This window comes from Duganella sp. 1411 (genome assembly GCF_017833525.1).
GTDB lineage: Bacteria > Pseudomonadota > Gammaproteobacteria > Burkholderiales > Burkholderiaceae_D > Rugamonas.
The window spans coordinates 1-17,291 of the sequence record NZ_JAFICD010000003.1 but is presented as its reverse complement, the minus strand read 5'-3'; the positions used below and the strand labels follow the sequence as shown (position 1 = coordinate 17,291).

At 64.9% G+C, this 17,291-nt stretch carries 12 protein-coding genes; 10 read left to right on the top strand and 2 right to left on the bottom strand.

The features are described from left to right. The first annotated feature begins 3 nt into the window (after positions 1-3). From JOD97_RS17175 to JOD97_RS17135, 9 genes are all read left to right on the top strand, one after another. On the top strand, positions 4-1,341 hold the full coding sequence (locus tag JOD97_RS17175; RefSeq protein WP_209720587.1) for a TldD/PmbA family protein: 1,338 nt from the start codon (positions 4-6) through the stop codon (positions 1,339-1,341). Between the two features lie 190 nt (positions 1,342-1,531). Then, complete coding sequence (locus JOD97_RS17170) at positions 1,532-3,169, top strand: TldD/PmbA family protein (protein WP_209720584.1); 1,638 nt, start codon at positions 1,532-1,534, stop codon at positions 3,167-3,169. A gap of 3 nt (positions 3,170-3,172) precedes the next feature. Beyond that, the gene (locus JOD97_RS17165; protein WP_209720582.1) at positions 3,173-4,510 is read left to right on the top strand and encodes a TldD/PmbA family protein; all 1,338 of its coding nucleotides are present in this window, start codon (positions 3,173-3,175) and stop codon (positions 4,508-4,510) included. 15 nt (positions 4,511-4,525) lie between these two features. Next, positions 4,526-5,146 (top strand): DUF4159 domain-containing protein, encoded by a 621-nt coding sequence (locus tag JOD97_RS17160; protein ID WP_209720579.1) that lies wholly within the window; start codon positions 4,526-4,528, stop codon positions 5,144-5,146. Positions 5,147-5,148: 2 nt separating this feature from the next. Beyond that, a complete protein-coding gene (locus tag JOD97_RS17155) occupies positions 5,149-6,144 on the top strand; it encodes a MoxR family ATPase (RefSeq protein WP_209720576.1) in 996 nt (331 codons plus the stop codon). A gap of 5 nt (positions 6,145-6,149) precedes the next feature. Further along, positions 6,150-7,061 (top strand): DUF58 domain-containing protein, encoded by a 912-nt coding sequence (locus JOD97_RS17150; RefSeq protein WP_373999880.1) that lies wholly within the window; start codon positions 6,150-6,152, stop codon positions 7,059-7,061. Between the two features lie 19 nt (positions 7,062-7,080). Further along, positions 7,081-8,142 (top strand): hypothetical protein, encoded by a 1,062-nt coding sequence (locus tag JOD97_RS17145; protein WP_209720573.1) that lies wholly within the window; start codon positions 7,081-7,083, stop codon positions 8,140-8,142. Continuing rightward, positions 8,126-10,192, top strand: coding sequence for a DUF4175 family protein (locus JOD97_RS17140; RefSeq protein ID WP_209720570.1), 2,067 nt, complete (start codon positions 8,126-8,128; stop codon positions 10,190-10,192). The genes JOD97_RS17145 and JOD97_RS17140 overlap by 17 nt, the downstream gene beginning before the upstream one ends. Beyond that, on the top strand, positions 10,189-11,925 hold the full coding sequence (locus JOD97_RS17135) for a hypothetical protein (RefSeq protein WP_209720567.1): 1,737 nt from the start codon (positions 10,189-10,191) through the stop codon (positions 11,923-11,925). The genes JOD97_RS17140 and JOD97_RS17135 overlap by 4 nt, the downstream gene beginning before the upstream one ends. 52 nt (positions 11,926-11,977) lie before the next feature. Here the strand turns inward: JOD97_RS17135 and JOD97_RS17130 are convergent, their stop codons facing one another. Beyond that, positions 11,978-14,704, bottom strand: a complete 2,727-nt coding sequence (locus JOD97_RS17130; RefSeq protein WP_209720564.1) for a TonB-dependent receptor — start codon at positions 14,702-14,704, stop codon at positions 11,978-11,980. Positions 14,705-14,876: 172 nt separating this feature from the next. Then, a complete protein-coding gene (locus JOD97_RS17125) occupies positions 14,877-15,578 on the bottom strand; it encodes a pyridoxamine 5'-phosphate oxidase family protein (protein ID WP_209720561.1) in 702 nt (233 codons plus the stop codon). An 81-nt stretch (positions 15,579-15,659) separates the two neighbouring features. On the opposite strand from JOD97_RS17125, the gene JOD97_RS17120 reads away from it, so the two are divergent. After that, complete coding sequence (locus JOD97_RS17120) at positions 15,660-17,141, top strand: PLP-dependent aminotransferase family protein (protein WP_209720558.1); 1,482 nt, start codon at positions 15,660-15,662, stop codon at positions 17,139-17,141. Positions 17,142-17,291: the final 150 nt, after the last annotated feature.

The following is a 17,291-nucleotide window of genomic DNA, read 5'->3' as shown; positions in this document are numbered from 1 at the left end:
AATATGAAGAATTTGAGTCAAGAAGAGACCAAGCGTATCTGCGACAAGGTGCTGTCGCTGACCAAGGCCGACCAGTGCGAGGTGAACCTGACCGGCAGCCGCAAGGGCAATATCCGCTATGCGCGCAACGCGGTGTCGACCGCCGGCTTGATCGACGACACCCAGCTGATCGTGTCGGTCGGTTTCGGCAAGAAGCAGGGCATCGCCACCATCAATGAGCTGGACGACAAGTCGCTGGAAAAAGCGGTGCGCCGCGCCGAGGACCTGGCCCGCCTGGCGCCGGAGAATCCGGAGTACATGCCGACGCCGTCCAAGCAGGAGTACAAGGCCAGCGAAACGTTCTTCCAGAAGACCGCCGATATCGATCCCGAGTTCCGCGCCCAGGTGGCGGCGTACAGCATCGAGAACAGCAAGAAGAACAACCTGGTGGCGGCCGGCTTCTTCACCGATACGTCCAGCTTTACCGCCATCGCCAACTCGAACGGCGTGTTCGGCTACCAGCGCGATACGGGCCTGGACTTCAGCGTCACCGTGCGCACCGAGGACGGCCGGGGTTCCGGCTGGGCCAAGCGCAGCGTCGGCGACGCTAGTCTGTTCGATGCCCGTGAAGCGTCCAATGTGGCGATCGAGAAGGCGCTTAGGTCGGTCGAGGCCAAGGCGCTGGAGCCGGGCCGCTATACGGTGATCCTGGAGCCGGCCGCGACGTCCGACCTGCTGGCCTACATGTTCAGCGGATTCGACGCGCGCCAGGCCGACGAGGGCCGCAGCTTCCTGTCGAAAAAGGGCGGCGGCAACCGCATGGGCGAGAAGCTGTTCGACGAGCAGGTCAACGTCTGGGCCGACCCGTGGGACAAGAACGTGGCGGTGCTCCCTTGGGACAACGGCACCATGCTGGCGCGCGAGCGCCAGGACCTGATCAAGGACGGCAAGATCAGCGCCTTGAACTATTCGATGTACTGGGCCAAGAAGCAGGGCAAGCGCGCGGTCGGCGCCCCCGGCAACATCATCATGGCCGGCACCAACAAGTCGACCGAGGAGCTGATCGCCAATACCAAGAAGGGCGTGCTGGTCACCCGGACATGGTACATCCGCATGGTCGACCCGCAGTCGGTGCTGCTGACCGGTTTGACGCGCGACGGCACCTTCTACATCGAGAACGGCAAGATCAAGCACCCGATCAAGAACTTCCGCTTCAATGAAAGCCCGGTGACGATGTTGAACAACATCGATGAACTGGGCAAGCCGGAGATCTTGTCGGGCGACGAGTCGGAGTACCAGCTGCTGATCCCGGCGATGCGCGTGCGCGATTTCAACTTCACTTCGTTGTCGGACGCGGTGTAGCGCACGCATTGGCGGATTACGGCGTTCCGCCTAATCCGCCCTACGCAAGGATATTGTTTTCGGCGCGGCGTGCGTCACGCGGAGCCACGTAGGGCGGATTAGCGCAGCGTAATCCGCCATCTACGCGCCGTCGGCGGCGTATGTATTGGCGCCGCCCGGCGCGGCCCCAATAAATTTTTCAGGAGTTTTTGTGGAACGTCGTTCATTTCTAAAAGTCGGCGCGGCCGCCGGCGGCAGCTTGTTGATACCGGTGTTCGGCAACGCCATCGCGGCCGAGGATCTGCTCAATCCCATGGCAGTACAGTTCAAGAAATCGCTGGCCGACGCCGCGATGAACGCTGCCACCAAGGCCGGCGCCAGCTATTGCGACGTACGCATCGGCCGCTACCTGAACCAGTTCATCACCACGCGCGACCTGAACGTGGAAAACATCGTCAACACCGAATCCTCCGGCGTCGGCGTGCGCGTGATCGCCAACGGCGCCTACGGCTTCTGCTCCACCAACCTCATGACGTTGGACTCGGTGGCGGAAGCGGCGCGCCAGGCGGTCGCCATCGCGCGCGCCAACGCCAAGCTGCAAACCGAGCCTGTCGTGCTGGCCCCCGTCAAAGGCGTGGGCGAAGTCGCGTGGGCCACGCCGTTCAAGAAGGACTGGCGCACGGTACCGATCAAGGAAAAAGCGGAGATGCTAATCGCCGCCAACAAGGCCGGCATGGACGCCGGCGCCAACTTCATGCAGTCGATGCTGTTCCAGGTGAACCAGCAGAAGTACTTCGCCTCCACGGACGGCTCCTACATCGACCAGGACATGCATCGTCTGTGGTCGCCGCTGACCGCGACCGCCGTCGACAAGGCCACCAACCGCTTCCGCACACGCGACGGCCTGTCGTCGCCGGTCAGCATGGGCTACGAATTCTTCGACGCCAAACCGGAAAACAAATTCAAGGCCGCCGGCGGCGTCACCACGCTGTACAAGGGCGCCTACGATCTGATCGAGGACGCGCGCGCCGCCGGACGCCAGGCGCGCGAAAAACTGACCGCCAAATCGGTCGAACCGGGAAAATACGATCTGGTGCTGTCGCCGGAACACCTGTTCCTGACCATCCACGAATCCGTCGGCCACGCCACCGAGCTCGATCGCGTGCTCGGTTACGAGGCCAATTACGCCGGCACCAGCTTCGCCACTCTGGATAAATGGCAAAGCAAAAAATTCAAATACGGCTCGGACAGGGTCAATTTCGTAGCCGACCGCACCACGCCAGGCTCGCTGGCCTGCGTCGGTTACGACGACGAGGGCGTGCCGGCCAAGCGCTGGGACATCATCAAGGACGGCATCCTGGTCAACTACCAGGCCACGCGCGACCAGGCCCACGTCATCGGCGAGAAGGAGTCGCACGGCTGCTCCTACGCGGACAGCTGGAGCAGCGTGCAGTTCCAGCGCATGCCCAACGTCTCCCTGCAGGCCGGTAAGAAGCCGCTGACGCCCGACGACATGGTCAAGGATGTCAAGAAGGGTATCTATATCCTGGGCCGCGGTTCGTTCTCGATCGACCAGCAGCGTTACAACTTCCAGTTCGGCGGGCAGCTGTACTTCGAGATCAAGAACGGTAAGATCACCAATCCGCTGGAGGACGTGGCCTACCAGTCGAACACCCAGGAATTCTGGAACGCCTGCTCGGCGCTGTGCGACGAACGCGATTGGCGCATGGGCGGATCGTTCTTCGACGGTAAGGGCCAGCCCAGCCAGGTCAGTTGCGTCTCGCACGGCTCGCCGACCACGCGCTTCAACGGCATCAATGTGATCAACACCGCCCGCAAGATAGGATAAACGATGAAGATGCTCAATCAGCAGGAAGCGAAAGCCGTTTGCGACAAGGTCATGGCGCTGTCCAAGGCCGACGAGTGCCGGGTCCAAATCAGCGGCAACCGTCGCGGGAATATCCGCTACGCGCGCAACAGCGTGTCGACGGCGGGCTTGGTGGAGAACACCCAGTTGACCGTCAGCGTCGCCTTCGGCAAACGCCAGGGGACGGCGTCGGTCAATGAGTTCGACGACAAGTCGCTGGAAAAGGCCGTGCGCCGCGCCGAGGAAGTGGCGCGGCTGGCGCCGGAGAATCCCGAGTTCATGCCGGCGATTAAAACGCAGCTGTACAAAGGCTCGGCCACCTACAGCGCCGCCACCGCCGCCATCGATCCGGAATACCGCGCCGAAGTGGCGGCGCAGAGCATCAACTCCGCACGCAAGAAGGGACTGGTGGCCGCCGGCTTCTTCAGCGACACCACCGGGTTCGAGACCGTGGCCAACTCAAACGGCGTGTTCGGCTACCAGACCCTGACCAATCTGGGCTTCACCGTGACCACCCGCACCGAGGACGGTCGCGGCTCCGGCTGGGTGACCCGCTCGGCCAACGACGCCGGCAAGTTCGATGCGCGCGAAGCATCCGATATCGCGATCGAAAAGGCGTTGAAATCGGTGGACGCCAAGGCCTTGGAACCGGGCCGCTACACGGTGATTCTGGAACCGGCTGCGACATCGGAAATCATCGGCCGCATGTTCGGCGCCTTCGATGCGCGCCAGGCCGACGAGGGCCGCAGCTTCCTGTCGAAAAAGGGCGGCGGCAACCGCCTGGGCGAGAAGCTGTTCGACGAGCAGGTCAACCTGTGGGCCGACCCGTGGAACGCGGACGTGCCGGTGTTGGCGTGGGATAGCGCCTCGATGCTGGCGCGCGAGCGCGCGGACGTCATCAAGGGCGGCAAGATCGAATCGCTCGATTACACGCAGTACTGGGCGCAAAAGCAGGGCAAGCGCGCCGTCGGCCGCCACGGCAATATGATCATGTCCGGCGGCGACAAGTCCATCGAGGAGTTGATCGCCTCGACCAAGAAGGGCGTGCTGGTCACGCGCACCTGGTATATCCGCATGGTCGACCCGCAATCGCTGCTGCTGACGGGCCTGACGCGCGACGGCACCTTCTACATCGAGAACGGCAAGATCAAGCACCCGATCAAGAACTTCCGTTTCAACGAAAGCCCGGTGACGATGTTGAACAATATCGACGAACTGGGTAAGCCGGTCGTCATCGGCGGCGACGAGGTGCGCTTCCAGATGATGATCCCGCCGATGAAGGTTCGCGATTTCAACTTTACCTCGCTGTCGGACGCGGTGTAAGGGCGGGGACCGCGCGTGGCCAACTACGATTTCTACTTCACCCGCCTGACTTACGAGTCGGGCGACTGGGACGTCGATGTCCGCATGCCGAGCAATGTGCTCAATTCGCTGGTCGAATACACGACCTTGCGGGTCGATCCGGTCGAGCGCATCGTCGCGCTGTCCGACCCCAAGATGCTGGAGGCACCATTCTGCTATTTCGCCGGCCACAAGCTGGTGCAGTTCACGGCCGCCGAACGCAAAAACCTGGAGCGTTATATCAAAGGCGGCGGCTTCCTGTTCGTCGACGACTGCAATCACGACATCGACGGCCTGTTCGCCAAGTCGTTCGAGGGAGAGATCGCCAGCATCTTCGGCAAGAGGGCGTTGCAGAAGATCCCGAACAACCATCCGGTGTATTCGAGTTTCTTCAAGTTCGACGGCCCGCCCAACACCAGCGTGGAGCTGAACGGCTGGGGCGACGATCTGGTGCACGACTATTTGAAGGCGGTGGAGATCGGCGGCCGCCTGCGGCTTTTATACAGTAACAAGGACTACGGCTGCGAGTGGGACTATGACTTCCGCAACAAGCGGTTCCTCGCGATCGACAACACCCGCTTTGCGGTCAATATCATTCAATATGCTTTGGGAGCTTGAAGATGGGCGCAATCGCCTGGAGTGAAAGTGAAATCGGCGCGCTGGGCGCCAAGGTGGCGGCGCTGAAGGCAAGCATGTCGAAGGTGATCATCGGCCAGGAGAACGTGATCGATTCGCTGATCATCTGCCTGCTGGCCGGCGGCCATGCGCTGGTGGAGGGCGTGCCTGGCCTGGGCAAGACGCTGCTGGTCAAGTCGCTGTCGCAGGCGACCGAGATGGACTTCCACCGCGTGCAATTCACGCCCGACCTGATGCCGTCCGATATCGTCGGCACCGAGATCCTCGAGGAGGACCACGCCACGCGCAAACGCGAGTTCCGCTTCCAGCAAGGCCCAGTGTTTACGCAGGTGCTGCTGGCCGACGAAATCAACCGCGCGCCCCCGAAGACGCAATCGGCGCTGCTGGAGGCGATGCAGGAACGCAGCGTGACCTTCGCCGGCCAAACGCACGTGCTGCCCAAGCCTTTCTTCGTGCTGGCGACCCAGAACCCGATCGAGCAGGCCGGCACCTATCCGCTGCCGGAAGCGCAGTTGGACCGCTTCCTGCTGCGCATCGACGTGGTGTATCCGACCGAAGCGGAAGAGATCATGATGGTGTCGGCCACCACCAACGCCGGCCTCAAAGACGCCGAGCCGGTGATGGACGTGGCGACCCTGCTGCGCCTTCAGCAGCTGGTGCGCGATATCGAGATCGGCGACCATCTGCTGGCGTATGCCACGCGGCTGGTGCGCGCCACGCGGCCCGCGCTGACCACGGTGCCGGCGGTGAAGAAGCATGTCGGCTGGGGCGCGGGTCCGCGCGCGGGACAGGCGCTGGTGCTGGCGTCGAAGGCGCGCGCGTTGATGCACAACCGGCTGGCCGTCACGCGCGAGGACATTGGCGAGATGCTGTTGCCGGTGCTGGCGCACCGCGTTATCCGCAACTTCGAGGCGGAAGCCGATGGCGTGGCGATCGCCGACATCCTGCTGGCGCTGCGCGAGCATATTCGTCCGGACTGATATCAGTGACCACAAAGTTGTCCGACGCCGCCAACCTCGCCGCGATGATGGCGCAGACCAAGGATCTGGAGCTGGTGATCCGTCACGTGCTGGCGGGCCTGGGCCATGGCCTGCACGCGGGCAGGGAGCGCGGCGCCGGCGTCGAGTTCTCCGAGTACCGAGCGTACGCGCCTGGGGACGAGTGGCGCCGGGTCGACTGGAAGCTGCTGGCGCGGGCCGACCGCTATTTCGTCCGCGAGGCGGAGCGCGACAGCCACGTCGCCACCTGGCTGTGGCTCGACGCCACCGCGTCGATGGCGGAGCCGAGCCGGGAGATCAACGGCATCAATAAACTCTGGTTCGCGCGCACCCTGCTCGCCTGCGTGGCGGCGATCGCGCAGCGCCAGGGCGACGCCTTCGGATTGGTGGTATGCAGCGGCGGCAAGGTCGAGTTCACGCAAGCTTCGCGAGGACCGCGCCAACTGCAGCGCGTGCTGGCGCAACTGGCCAAGGCCAGGCCGGAGGGCGTTTTGCCCAGCGCGGAGGTGTTGAGGGCGAACCTGCACTTCGCCCGGTCGCCGAGCCTCATCTTCGCCGCCAGCGATTTCCTCGACTGGCCGTCGCCTCTGAGCGAAGCGCTGCTGCGCTTGCGCAAGCTGCGCCACGATGTGCGTTTGCTGACCCTGCGCACGCAAGCGGAGGTCGATGCCAGCTTCAAGTCCGGCGCCGGCTATCGCGATCCGGAACAGAGCGACGGGTTGCACCGCATGAGCAATCGCGACCGCGAAAGCTATCAACAGCAAAGCCGCGCGCACTTCGACGCCGTGGCGAGCGGCTGCCGTCAAAACAATATCGTCCACTACGAGGCGCGCATCGAGCAGACGCTGGGCGCGGTGCTGAGCAGCTGGCTGCGGCTGGCGGGGGCGCGCGCAAAATGAAAAATGTGATGGGTCGCCGATGCTGAGTTCTTATCCGTTCTGGTGGTTCGCGCTGCCGGTGTTGCTGTTGCCGATATGGTGGCATCGCCAGAAGCGGCAGCGGTTAAAGGCCGAGCCGCTGGCCACGGCGCGTTTTCTGCCCGTCGCCGCGCCGGAGCAGCTACGCGTATGGCGGTGGCGCGACCGTATCCTGCTGCTGGTGCGCTGTCTGCTGCTGATCGTGTTGATCGCCTGGCTGGCCGCCACCATCTTCCCGTGGCGCGGCGATACCGTCTTGCTCGACGCCGGACTCGATAAGGCGTGGGCGGCGCGTGAGATCGGACGCGCCGGTTTCGCGGACGCGGCCCGCATCGAGCTGCCGCCGGACGCGCTTCAGTGGCTGCGTGCGCATGAGCGTGACTGGCGTCCGGGTGCCAGGCTGTTGATCGTTGCGCGCGCCGAAAGCATCGCCATGCCGGCCCGCGTGCCACGCTTCAGCCACGCGGTGGAACTGCGAACGATGTCTGGTGCCCCCAGCGCCGCTGCGTCGCGCATCTTGCGGCACCAAGTGGCGCTTGCCGCACCGTCCGAGCGCGACGCCGCTTGGCGCTCGATGTTTGCCGCATTCGACCACGCCGGCGATGGCGCGAATCGCTACGTTACCGTCGCCGAGCCGAATGCAGATACGAAGCTGATCGTCTGGGACACGCCGAGCGCCGCGCCTGTCGCCGGCTGGCGCGCCCCCGATTGGTGGATCGCGCCCGCCTCCGCCACGCGCGCGGCTTTTCCGGAACTTGAGAAGGCCGGCACCCTCACGATCAACGGCGTCTTACTGAAATATGCGGATGGTCCGCGAGGACGCCTCTGGACATCGAACGCCTTCCCGCCGCGCGACGCCGATACCGCGCGTGCGCTTTACGAGGCGTGGCAGTCCCTGGGGACCGCACCCGCGCCGGCGTATCCCGCGGCGTCGCAAGCGCTGGATATCGCGCGCACCTCTTCGTCGGCTATCATCGATGCCAAGTCTGCGGCTTTGTTGGGCTACGCTTTGCTCGCGCTGTTTTTACTGGAACGGATACTTGCCCATGCACGGCGAAACTGATTTCCTCCGCCGCCGCCTGTGGGCCGCCGTATTGCGCCGGCGCTTGCCGCAATGGCTGGCCGTGCTGGCGCCGCTGGCGCTTGCCGCCTGCGTGTTGCCCGCCGCCCGATTGCTCGTGCTGGCCGCCATCATCATCTGGGTGGTCTGGCTCGCTGCCGACATCTATCGCTGGCGCCGGCAGATAGCATGCCAGTGGGCTTCATGGCTGAACGCAGCCATTCCGGCGCTCGAAGACAGCAGCGCGCTACTCGCCGCAGACGCCGGGACCCCGATCGCGCGCTTGCAGCAGCAACGCCTGCAATCCCGCCTGGCCCGGGTGCTGACCGGTGACGACTATCGGAACATTGCGCGTAGCCGCGTGCGATTCGGCCTGCTGCCGCTGGTGGCAAGCCTGATCGCCGCCGGCGCTGCCTGGGGCTTTCAGGAGAAGCCGGTTGCCGCCAACTTGCCGAGGGTTGCCGGCCCGGCAAATAAACCGATTGTCGATGGCGAGGTGTATTTGCGCGTCGCGCCGCCGGCCTACACCGGCGTCGCGGGGTTCGAGACCGCCGCCCGCGACATCCAGGTTCCTCAATACTCGGAAGTCCGCTGGTGTGTGCGCGAGCCCGTCGGCGCGCACCCGGTGGTGGAGCTGGGCGATGGACAAACGCTGGCCATCACCAGCGATTGCGTATCCAAACGCGTCGAGGACTCGCTGTTCTGGCGCGCTCGCGGTGGGGCCGGCGCACGTTACAATATTCGTGTCACGCCCGACCAGCCGCCGCAAGTGACGATCGTCGAACCGGCGGAGCTCATTCACCTGCTCCCCAAGGATGCCAAAGCGGTGGGGCTCTCCGTGCTGGCGCGTGACGATTACGCGATATCGCGTGCCAGTTTGCACATGACGCTTGCGCGCGGCAGCGGTGAAAACGTCCGCTTCACCGACCGCGAAGTACCGCTGCCGAAATCGGCGGACCCGAAATCGCGTGGCTGGAAAAAGCAGTGGACGCTGGAGGAGTTGGGCATGGAGCCGGGCGATGAACTGTACTTCTTCGTCCGTGCCGCCGACAACGCGCCGGATAATCCACACACCACGCAATCGCCGACTTACACGCTGCGCCTGCTCGGGCCCGATGCCGAAAGCCTGGATTCGACCGCGTTGCCAACGATGGTCAAGCCTGAGAATTTGCGCAGCCAGCGCCAGATCATCATCGATACCGAACAACTGGTCGCCGATCTGCAAACGAATCCCAAGATGCCGGCAGCCGTGCTGCGGTCGCGCAGCGAGGGCATCGCCGCCGACCAGGCCGCGCTGCGGTTGCGTTACGGCCAGTTCCTCGGCGAGGAATCGAGCTTGTTCGGCGACGAACACGGACATGGGGCCGAGAGCCATAAGGAGGAAGAGCACGCCGGGGAGGAACATCACGGAGGGGCGGCCAAGATGGGCAGCGAAGTGGAGGCGATGCATCAATTCGGACACGTTCACGATCAGGAGGACAACGCCACCATCTTCGATCCGCAGACCAAGGCGATCCTCAAGCGCGCACTGTCGGCGATGTGGGACGCCGAAAAGTCGTTGCGCGCGGTCTCGCCCAAACCGGCGCTTGCGCCCGAGTACAAGGCGCTGGAGGCGATCAAGGAGCTGCAGGCGGCGGAGCGGGTTTATTTGCACCGCACCGCTTTCGCTCCGCCCGCGCTGAAAGAAGAGAAGCGCATGAGCGGCGATATCGTCGGCGCGATGAGCTACAAGCGCGCGCAGGGCGCAGCCAGCGACAGCGTGCCGGCCGAGGTGCGTGAACTGGTTCAAGCGTTGGCGCGGGACGGCGCGCTGCCGGCGTTGTGGAGCAAATCCGCGCGCGATACCATCGCCGCCCGCATCACCGATCAAGAGCGGAGACTGAGCGCACAGCGTGCCGTGCAGGACGTGATGGACGGCTGCGTGCCATGCCGCGCGGAGCTGCGCGCCTGGCTGCGTGGAACGCTGTCCGACGCGCCGGTCCTGCTGCAGGCGCGGCCCTCCGTCGATAGCCCGTTCGTTCAGGCATTGCGGGGCAAGGAGCAGGTACGATGAGCGGCGCGATCTCCATCATGAACGTGGCCACGGTCGGTGCCGACACGCTGGTCCTACCCGCGCTGGCACTAACCTGCGGCCTGGTGAGCGCCGTTCTTTTTGGCGGCAAGCGGCAGTGGGTCAACGCGTTGCTGGTGACGGTCGGCGCGGTGGCGTTGGCGGCCGCGCTGGCCGATATCCGTGTGACGTCCAGGGACGGCGGTGCTTTGGCAGTCGTCACAGATCCCAGTGGCCGGATCGACGAGGCCACATTGCGCGCGATACCCGGTGCCGGCGCCATCGCCCTGACCGGGGATGGCCTGCGCGAGGCCGAGTGGCGCGATCTGCCGGCGCGTCCGCTGCAATGGAAGCCGGCGCAGGCGGATCTGCTGTCGCTCGATTTCCCCCGCACGATGCCGCTGGGCCGCATCTTCACGCTGACCGTGCGTCGTCCGCAGGTGTCGACAGGTTGGCGCTTGCAGCTGCTGGCTGAAAACAAGCAGGTGCTGGCGGACTCCGGGACCATCGTCGCGGGCAGCGCGCCGGCCGCGCAGCTGTCGGTTCAATGGCTGCCGCCGGTGGCCGAGGCGATGGTGCTGAGCGCCCGCCTGCTGGACGCCAAAGGCAAGATGATCGCGGAGGGGCCGCTGCCGCTGCAGGTAACCGAGGCCGTGCCGTTGCAGATACAGGGGCGTTTCGACGCGGCGTCGTTCGACGCGAGGGCGTTGAACCGGCTGCTGTCCGACAGCGGCGCGCTTGTCGATTGGAGCGTCACGCTGGGCAAATCCATCGTTCGCGGCGAGACGGCGCGCGAGCCGCTGAGCGCGCCGAACGCGATGTTCATCGATGCCGCTTACATGGAAAAGCTGACGTCGTCCGCGCGCGCCGCGCTGCTGGCCGGTACGGGGCAGGGCGTGCCGCTGGTGATCCTGGGTGCCAACGCCGCCGACGCCGGTTTTTGGCAGCGCGAGCTGGGATTGCGCCTGCGGCCGCAATCGCCGACGACGGAGAAAGAGGACCAGCGCCAGTTCAGCGTTGGAGGTGTTTCGATGGTCATGCCGCCGGCGGTCCTGAATCCGGCCGATAGCGGTGACGGGACGTGGGCGGTGCTGGCGCGCGATGTCCACGGCCAGCCGTGGCTGTGGCAGCGGGATTTGCGTCAAGGGCGAGTGATTTGGGTTGGCGTATCGGAGTGGCACCGATACGCGATCAGCGCACCGCAGGCGTTGACGTTGTGGTGGCAGGATGCCATGGACCGGATGGTGTTGGCGGGTGTGCGCAAAACCGAATGGCGCTTCCCCGATCCGATGCCGGTGGTTGGCTTGCGCAGCGAGGTATGCGCGCAGGGAGCGGATGCGGGGGCTTTGGTGGACGTTGAAGGCGGCTCCGCGCTGCAGTTACGGGCGCGCAGTGACAAGGCGGACGGGCGTTGCGCGGCATGGTGGCCGCGGCGCGCCGGGTGGGCGCGATTCAGCGCGGCCGGAATGGCCGCGCCGGCGATGACATATGTGTATGCGGCCGACGATTGGCCGCTGTGGCAGCGCTCCTTGCGCCGCGAGGCGACGGCGCAATACGCGGCGCGGGCACGGGCGGCGGGCGTGACGGGAACAACGGAACGCCCGTTGTCACCGACGCCGTTCGCGTTGCTGTTCGCCCTCTGTATGCTGACCCTCTGGTACCGAGACCCCAAAGCCACCGCGGAACAACCACGGAAAGACCACGGAAACACCACGGAAACACGTAGGGCGGATTAGCGAAGCGTAATCCGCCATGCATGCGCCGTCGACGACGCATGCATGGCCCCCATCAGAACTTGTAATTCACCCCAAACAAAACAGTACGTCCGTATTTGGCATACTCCAGCTGACGGTCCTTGCTGTTGGCATAGGTCTCATACGCCTCGTTGGTCAGGTTATTGACCTGCAGGAGCACCCCCAGCCCCTTGTACATGCCATCGTTAAAGGTGTAGCCGATCTGGAAATCGACCGGGCTGTCGCCGACCACATAACGCAACTGACGGTCGCCGGCGAAGTTGCCGATCTCACCCACATAGTCCGAGCGCCGCCGCGTGCTCACGCGTGTCGAGAAGCCTGCCTTTTCGTAGTACAGCGTGACGTTGGTGACATGCCGCGACATACCCGGCAACTCGATCTTGCCGATCGACGCATTGACCTCCTTGATGTCGATGCCGCTCTTGGTGTACGAAGTGCTGGCCAGGACGCCGAAGCCGTCGAGCACCGGCGTGACCAACTCCAGCGGCACCGACACCGACAGCTCCGCCCCTTTGAGCGAACCGCCGTTGCCGTTATAGGACGTGGTGTACTGCCCCGAGTTGCTGATGGCGATGGTGCCCGGCGTGTACTGCGAGAAGTCGCGCGTTTCCGAGAACTTGTAGATGTAGGTGTCGAGCTTTTTGTAGTAGCCCGCCAGCGCCACATAACCCTTCTTGGCGAAGTACTTTTCCCACGAGAGGTCGACCGCCTTGGCGCGCCACGGATCGAGCTTGGCGTTGCCGCCGCTGCCGCTCGGCAGACGCGTACCGGTATCGACGGTGAAGTTGAAGCCGGCGTTGAGTTCATCCACGCGCGGGCGGGCGATCTGCTTGGCCAGCGAGAAGCGCACCGTCTGATCCGACGGCAGGCCGAAGGCGAGGTTCAGGCTTGGCAGGACGTCGTTATAGGTCTTGCCGTCGCTGTACGGATGGGCCACGCCGGCGGCGTCGGCGTACAGCGAGTCCGACGACTGGTCGGTGCGCAGCAGTTGCGCGCCGACGTTGCCGCGCACGGAGACCGCGCCCCATTCGCTTTCGATGTTGGCGCGCGCGTAGCCGGTGGTGATTTTTTCGTGCACGTCCCACGCGCGGCTAATGGTGCCGGCGTTGTTGGCCAGGCTGTAGTTGATCGGGTTGAAGTACTTGGCGATCACCGCCGGCACATTCCACGACGGGACCACGCCGGCGCCGGCGAAGCCCAGGTCCACCGGCGCGTACAGCAAATCGCTGGAGATGGTCGGATTCCCGGTGGCGAACAGGTCGCCGGACGGCTGGCGCTTGGTCTTGGTGCGGTCGCTGTAGTTGATGCCGACATCGAAGCCGCGCAGGTAGGCGTCCAGGCTTTCCGGCGCCGGCAAGGTGGCGGCCAGCTTGAAGCTTTTGAGCGTGTCCTTCAGATGCGGCGAATAGGTGCTGCCGTAGCCGTAGATCGAATTCCCCGTAAACAGCTTGGTCGGATCGCTGTAATCGAGCTTGCCGGCGATGGTGGCGAAGCGGCCCATGTTCCAGCCCACCGTCATCAGCGGATCGTTGAAGGCGCCGCCCGTCGCGCTTTGCAGCTGCAGGTTGTTTTCGAGGTAGGTTTCATCGCGCTTGGCTTCCGAATAGTTCGCGTCCGCCAGCAGCGACCAGCCGCCGAAGTTGAACTTGTTGGCCCAGCCGGCGGTGCGGATCTGGTCCTTGCGGTGGTTGTACTGGCCGCGCACCAGCGGGTAGGCGCCGGTGGCGGTGCCGCCCAGCAGCGTGCCGTTGACGATATTGGTGCTGGTGTAGTTGAAGCCGACCGGGTTGTTGCTGCCGTTGTAGCCGCCCAGATTGACCTCGAACTGGTTGTTGGTGTCCACCTGTTTGAACTCGGAGGCGAAGACGTCGATGGTGCTGGACCACTGCTTCGACGGCCGGTATTCCAGCACGCCGATCAAGCCGGTGCGTTTGAGCGTGCCGCTCTTGGCCAGCGCCTTGACGCCGGCGGTGACGAAGGTGCCGGCGGGGACGCCCGCCACGCGGGTCTGGTCGAACGGCTCGTAGGTGCCGGTCTGGTTTTCCAGGATCGGCGTCTCCAGGCTGGCGACACCGAGCGCGATGCCGACGGTGCGGTTCGCGAACTGGTCGATGTAGCTGGCGCTGAGGCGGTGGCCGGTGTCCTTGGTGTCGGCGATCTTGCCCATCGAGTTCTTCTCGCCGCGCACATTGATCGAGAAGGTGCGGCCCGGGAAGGCCAGCGGACGGACGGTCTGCATGTCGATGGTGCCCGACAGCCCCTGGCCCACCAGGCCCGCGTCCGGCGTTTTATAGACGGTGACGCCGCTGAGCAGCTCCGACGGATACTGGTCGAATTCGACGCTGCGGTTGTCGCCCGTGCTGACCTGCTCGCGGCCGTTCAGCAAGGTGGTGGCGAAGTCCGGCGACAGGCCGCGAATGCTGATCACCTGCGCGCGGCCGCCGACGCGCTGCGCGGCCAAGCCGGGCAAGCGCGCGATCGATTCGGCGATGCTGACATCGGGCAGCTTGCCGATGTCCTCGGCGGAGATGGATTCGACGATGGAGGTGGAATCCTTTTTGACGGAGATGGCGTCCTCGATGCCGCGCCGGATACCCGAGACCACGACCTTGGAGATTGCCGCCTCGCCGGTTTGCGCGGCGGGCTCGGTCTGCGCGTGCAGCGGGGAGGAGAAGGCGGCGATCAGCACCGCGCAGGCGGCGGCGACGGGCGTGAGGGGAAGCGCGGCGTGGGCGCCGCGCGGGTGTGGACTAACTTGCATTGTCTGTCTCCAGATGTTTTAAATGGGGTCGGATGTCGGCGTTCTATCGACGCCTGAGTCCGATCTTGTATTAAAACTAGAAAACAAGTCAAATTAAGTTTTATCTAATGACATCAAAATACAGGCATTTTTTGCAAATCCTCCTATGGAAGCCGGCCTGGTTGTATTTTTGCTACACTTCTGTGTTGGTTTGTGTAGTAGTACTACATGTCCACTTCTGGACATAGTCCGGCTCCTCGACGGTGCATGCGGCATCGCGCTGCGGCGCCGTCGGGGTGCGCGCCCAAGGCAGCACGCCCGCCCACACCGGCCATTCCATGTCCTCCTCGTCGTCGTTCGGACCGCCGGTGCGGACCTTGCACGCGGCTTCGTCCAGCGGAATGCGCATGATGGTGGTGGCCGCGTATTCCTTGTCGTTGCCAGGCCGGACCTGCGCTTGACGCCCCGGCGCCAGCTTTTCCATGAACGCCTCCAGCGAGCGATGGCGTTCCCCTTCGTCGTCGACCACCTCGAAGCGGCCGTAAATCATCGCCGAGCGGTAGTTCATCGAGTGGTTGAAGGCCGATCGCGCCAGCACCAGGCCGTCCAGATGCGTGATGGTCACGCAGGTCTCGCTTTCCGTCAGGCGCTTGAGCATGCGGCTGCCGTTGGAGCCGTGGATGTACAAATGGCCTTCCTCCCGCCAGCACGCGGTTGGAATGCAGTGCGAGCCCTTGTCGTCGGCGAAGGCGATGTGGCACAGGTAGGCGTCGTCGACGATCGCGTGCAGGGTGGCGGTGTCGTATTGCGCGTTGGCGGCGCCGCGGCGTACGCGGGTGCGTTCGCTCGGCGCGGCGGGGCTGGCGGGGTGGGTTGCTGCGGTCATGATCTCCATCCAAAATGAGTGAAACAACAATATAATGGCTCGCTGGCCCTGAAAACAGGTCCAGAAATACCTGATTTGATGGAGCCACGAATGGATTTGTCCCTGCTGATCACCGGCTACGCGGCGCAGCACAGCCACAGGAGCTGGCCGCGCCAGCGCATGCTGCACGAATGCCTGCGCGCGGCGATCCGCAACGGCACCCTGGCGGCGGGCACTCGGCTGGCCGCTTCGCGCGCGCTGGCCGAGGAGCTGGGCCTGGCGCGCAACACGGTGCTGTACGCGTACGAGCAGCTGGCCAGCGAAGGCTTCGTCACCACCGACCGGCGCGGCACCGTGGTGGCGACGATCGCGGCGGAGCGTAAGCCGTCCGCGCCGCCGCGCGCGTCGGCGCGGGCGGGCCTGTCGCAGCGGGCGCGCGGGTTGCGGCCCTTGCCGGGTCCGGCCGAGATGATGGGCGCCTTCGTTCCCGGCGTGCCGGCGTTGGACCACTTTCCGCTGACCTTATGGCGCCGCATGCTGGAACGCGCATCGCGCTCGCTGACGGTGGCGCAGCTGAACTACGGCGATCCCGCCGGCGAGCCGCTGCTGCGCGAGGCGATCGCCGACCATTTGCGCGCCGCCCGTGGCGTGGTCTGCGACGCCGGCCAAGTGTTCATCACCGACGGCACGCAGAGCAGCCTGGATCTGTGCACGCACGCGCTGGCCGACGCCGGCGATACGATCTGGATCGAGAGTCCCGGCTATGGCGGCGCGCTGGCGGCGTCGCGCGCGGCGGGGTTGAACGTGGCCGGGATCGAGGTGGACGACGATGGCATCGCGCCGACTTCGCAGGACTGGTTGCTGCGGCCTCCGCGCCTGATTTACACGACGCCGTCGCATCAGTATCCGGTTGGCAGCGTGCTCAGTTTGCGCCGCCGGCTGGCGCTGATCGAGGCGGCGCGCGCTGCCGGCGCGCTGATCATCGAGGACGATTACGACAGCGAGTTCCGGCACGACGGCGCGCCGCTGTCGGCCATGCAGGGGTTGGCGGCGGATGCGCCGGTGGTGTACCTGGGGACGTTTAGCAAGACCATGTTCCCGTCGCTGCGCATCGGTTTTGCGGTGGTGCCGCCGGCGCTGGAGGCGGCGTTCGCGTTGATGCGGGCGCAGTCGCATGCGGCCGGACGGGTGGCGGAGCAGTTGGCGCTGGCGGAGTTTTTACGCAGCGGGCAGTTCGCGCTACATGTGCGGCGCATGCGCAGGCTGTACCGGCAGCGGCGCGACGCGCTGGTGGCGGCGTTGGATCGGCATCTGGGGTCGGTGGCGACGGTGCATGGGGGATCGGCCGGCATGCATCTGGCGTTGCGGTTCAGGGATGGGGCGATGGATGATGTGGCGATCAGCGCGCGGGCGCTGGAGCACGGGATCGTGGTCAACGCGTTGAGCCGGCACGATACGCACGGCACGTCCGGGTGGCGGGGACTGATGCTCGGCTACGCGCAGGTGCCGGCCGAGGAGATGGATGAACTGGTGAAGCGGTTGGCGGCGGTCGTGCATATGGCGGCGTTCAGTGCGGGGCGCGTTGCCCGGTAATCCGCCATGCATTGGCCGCGAACGGCGCATACATGGCGGATTACGCTGCGCTAATTGTGATGTTTCAATAGGTTGTTGTGGTTCATTCGGACTAGACTTGAGAACTTGGAAATCGCCAAACCCCCAATTCTCAAGGAGCTAGCCGAATGA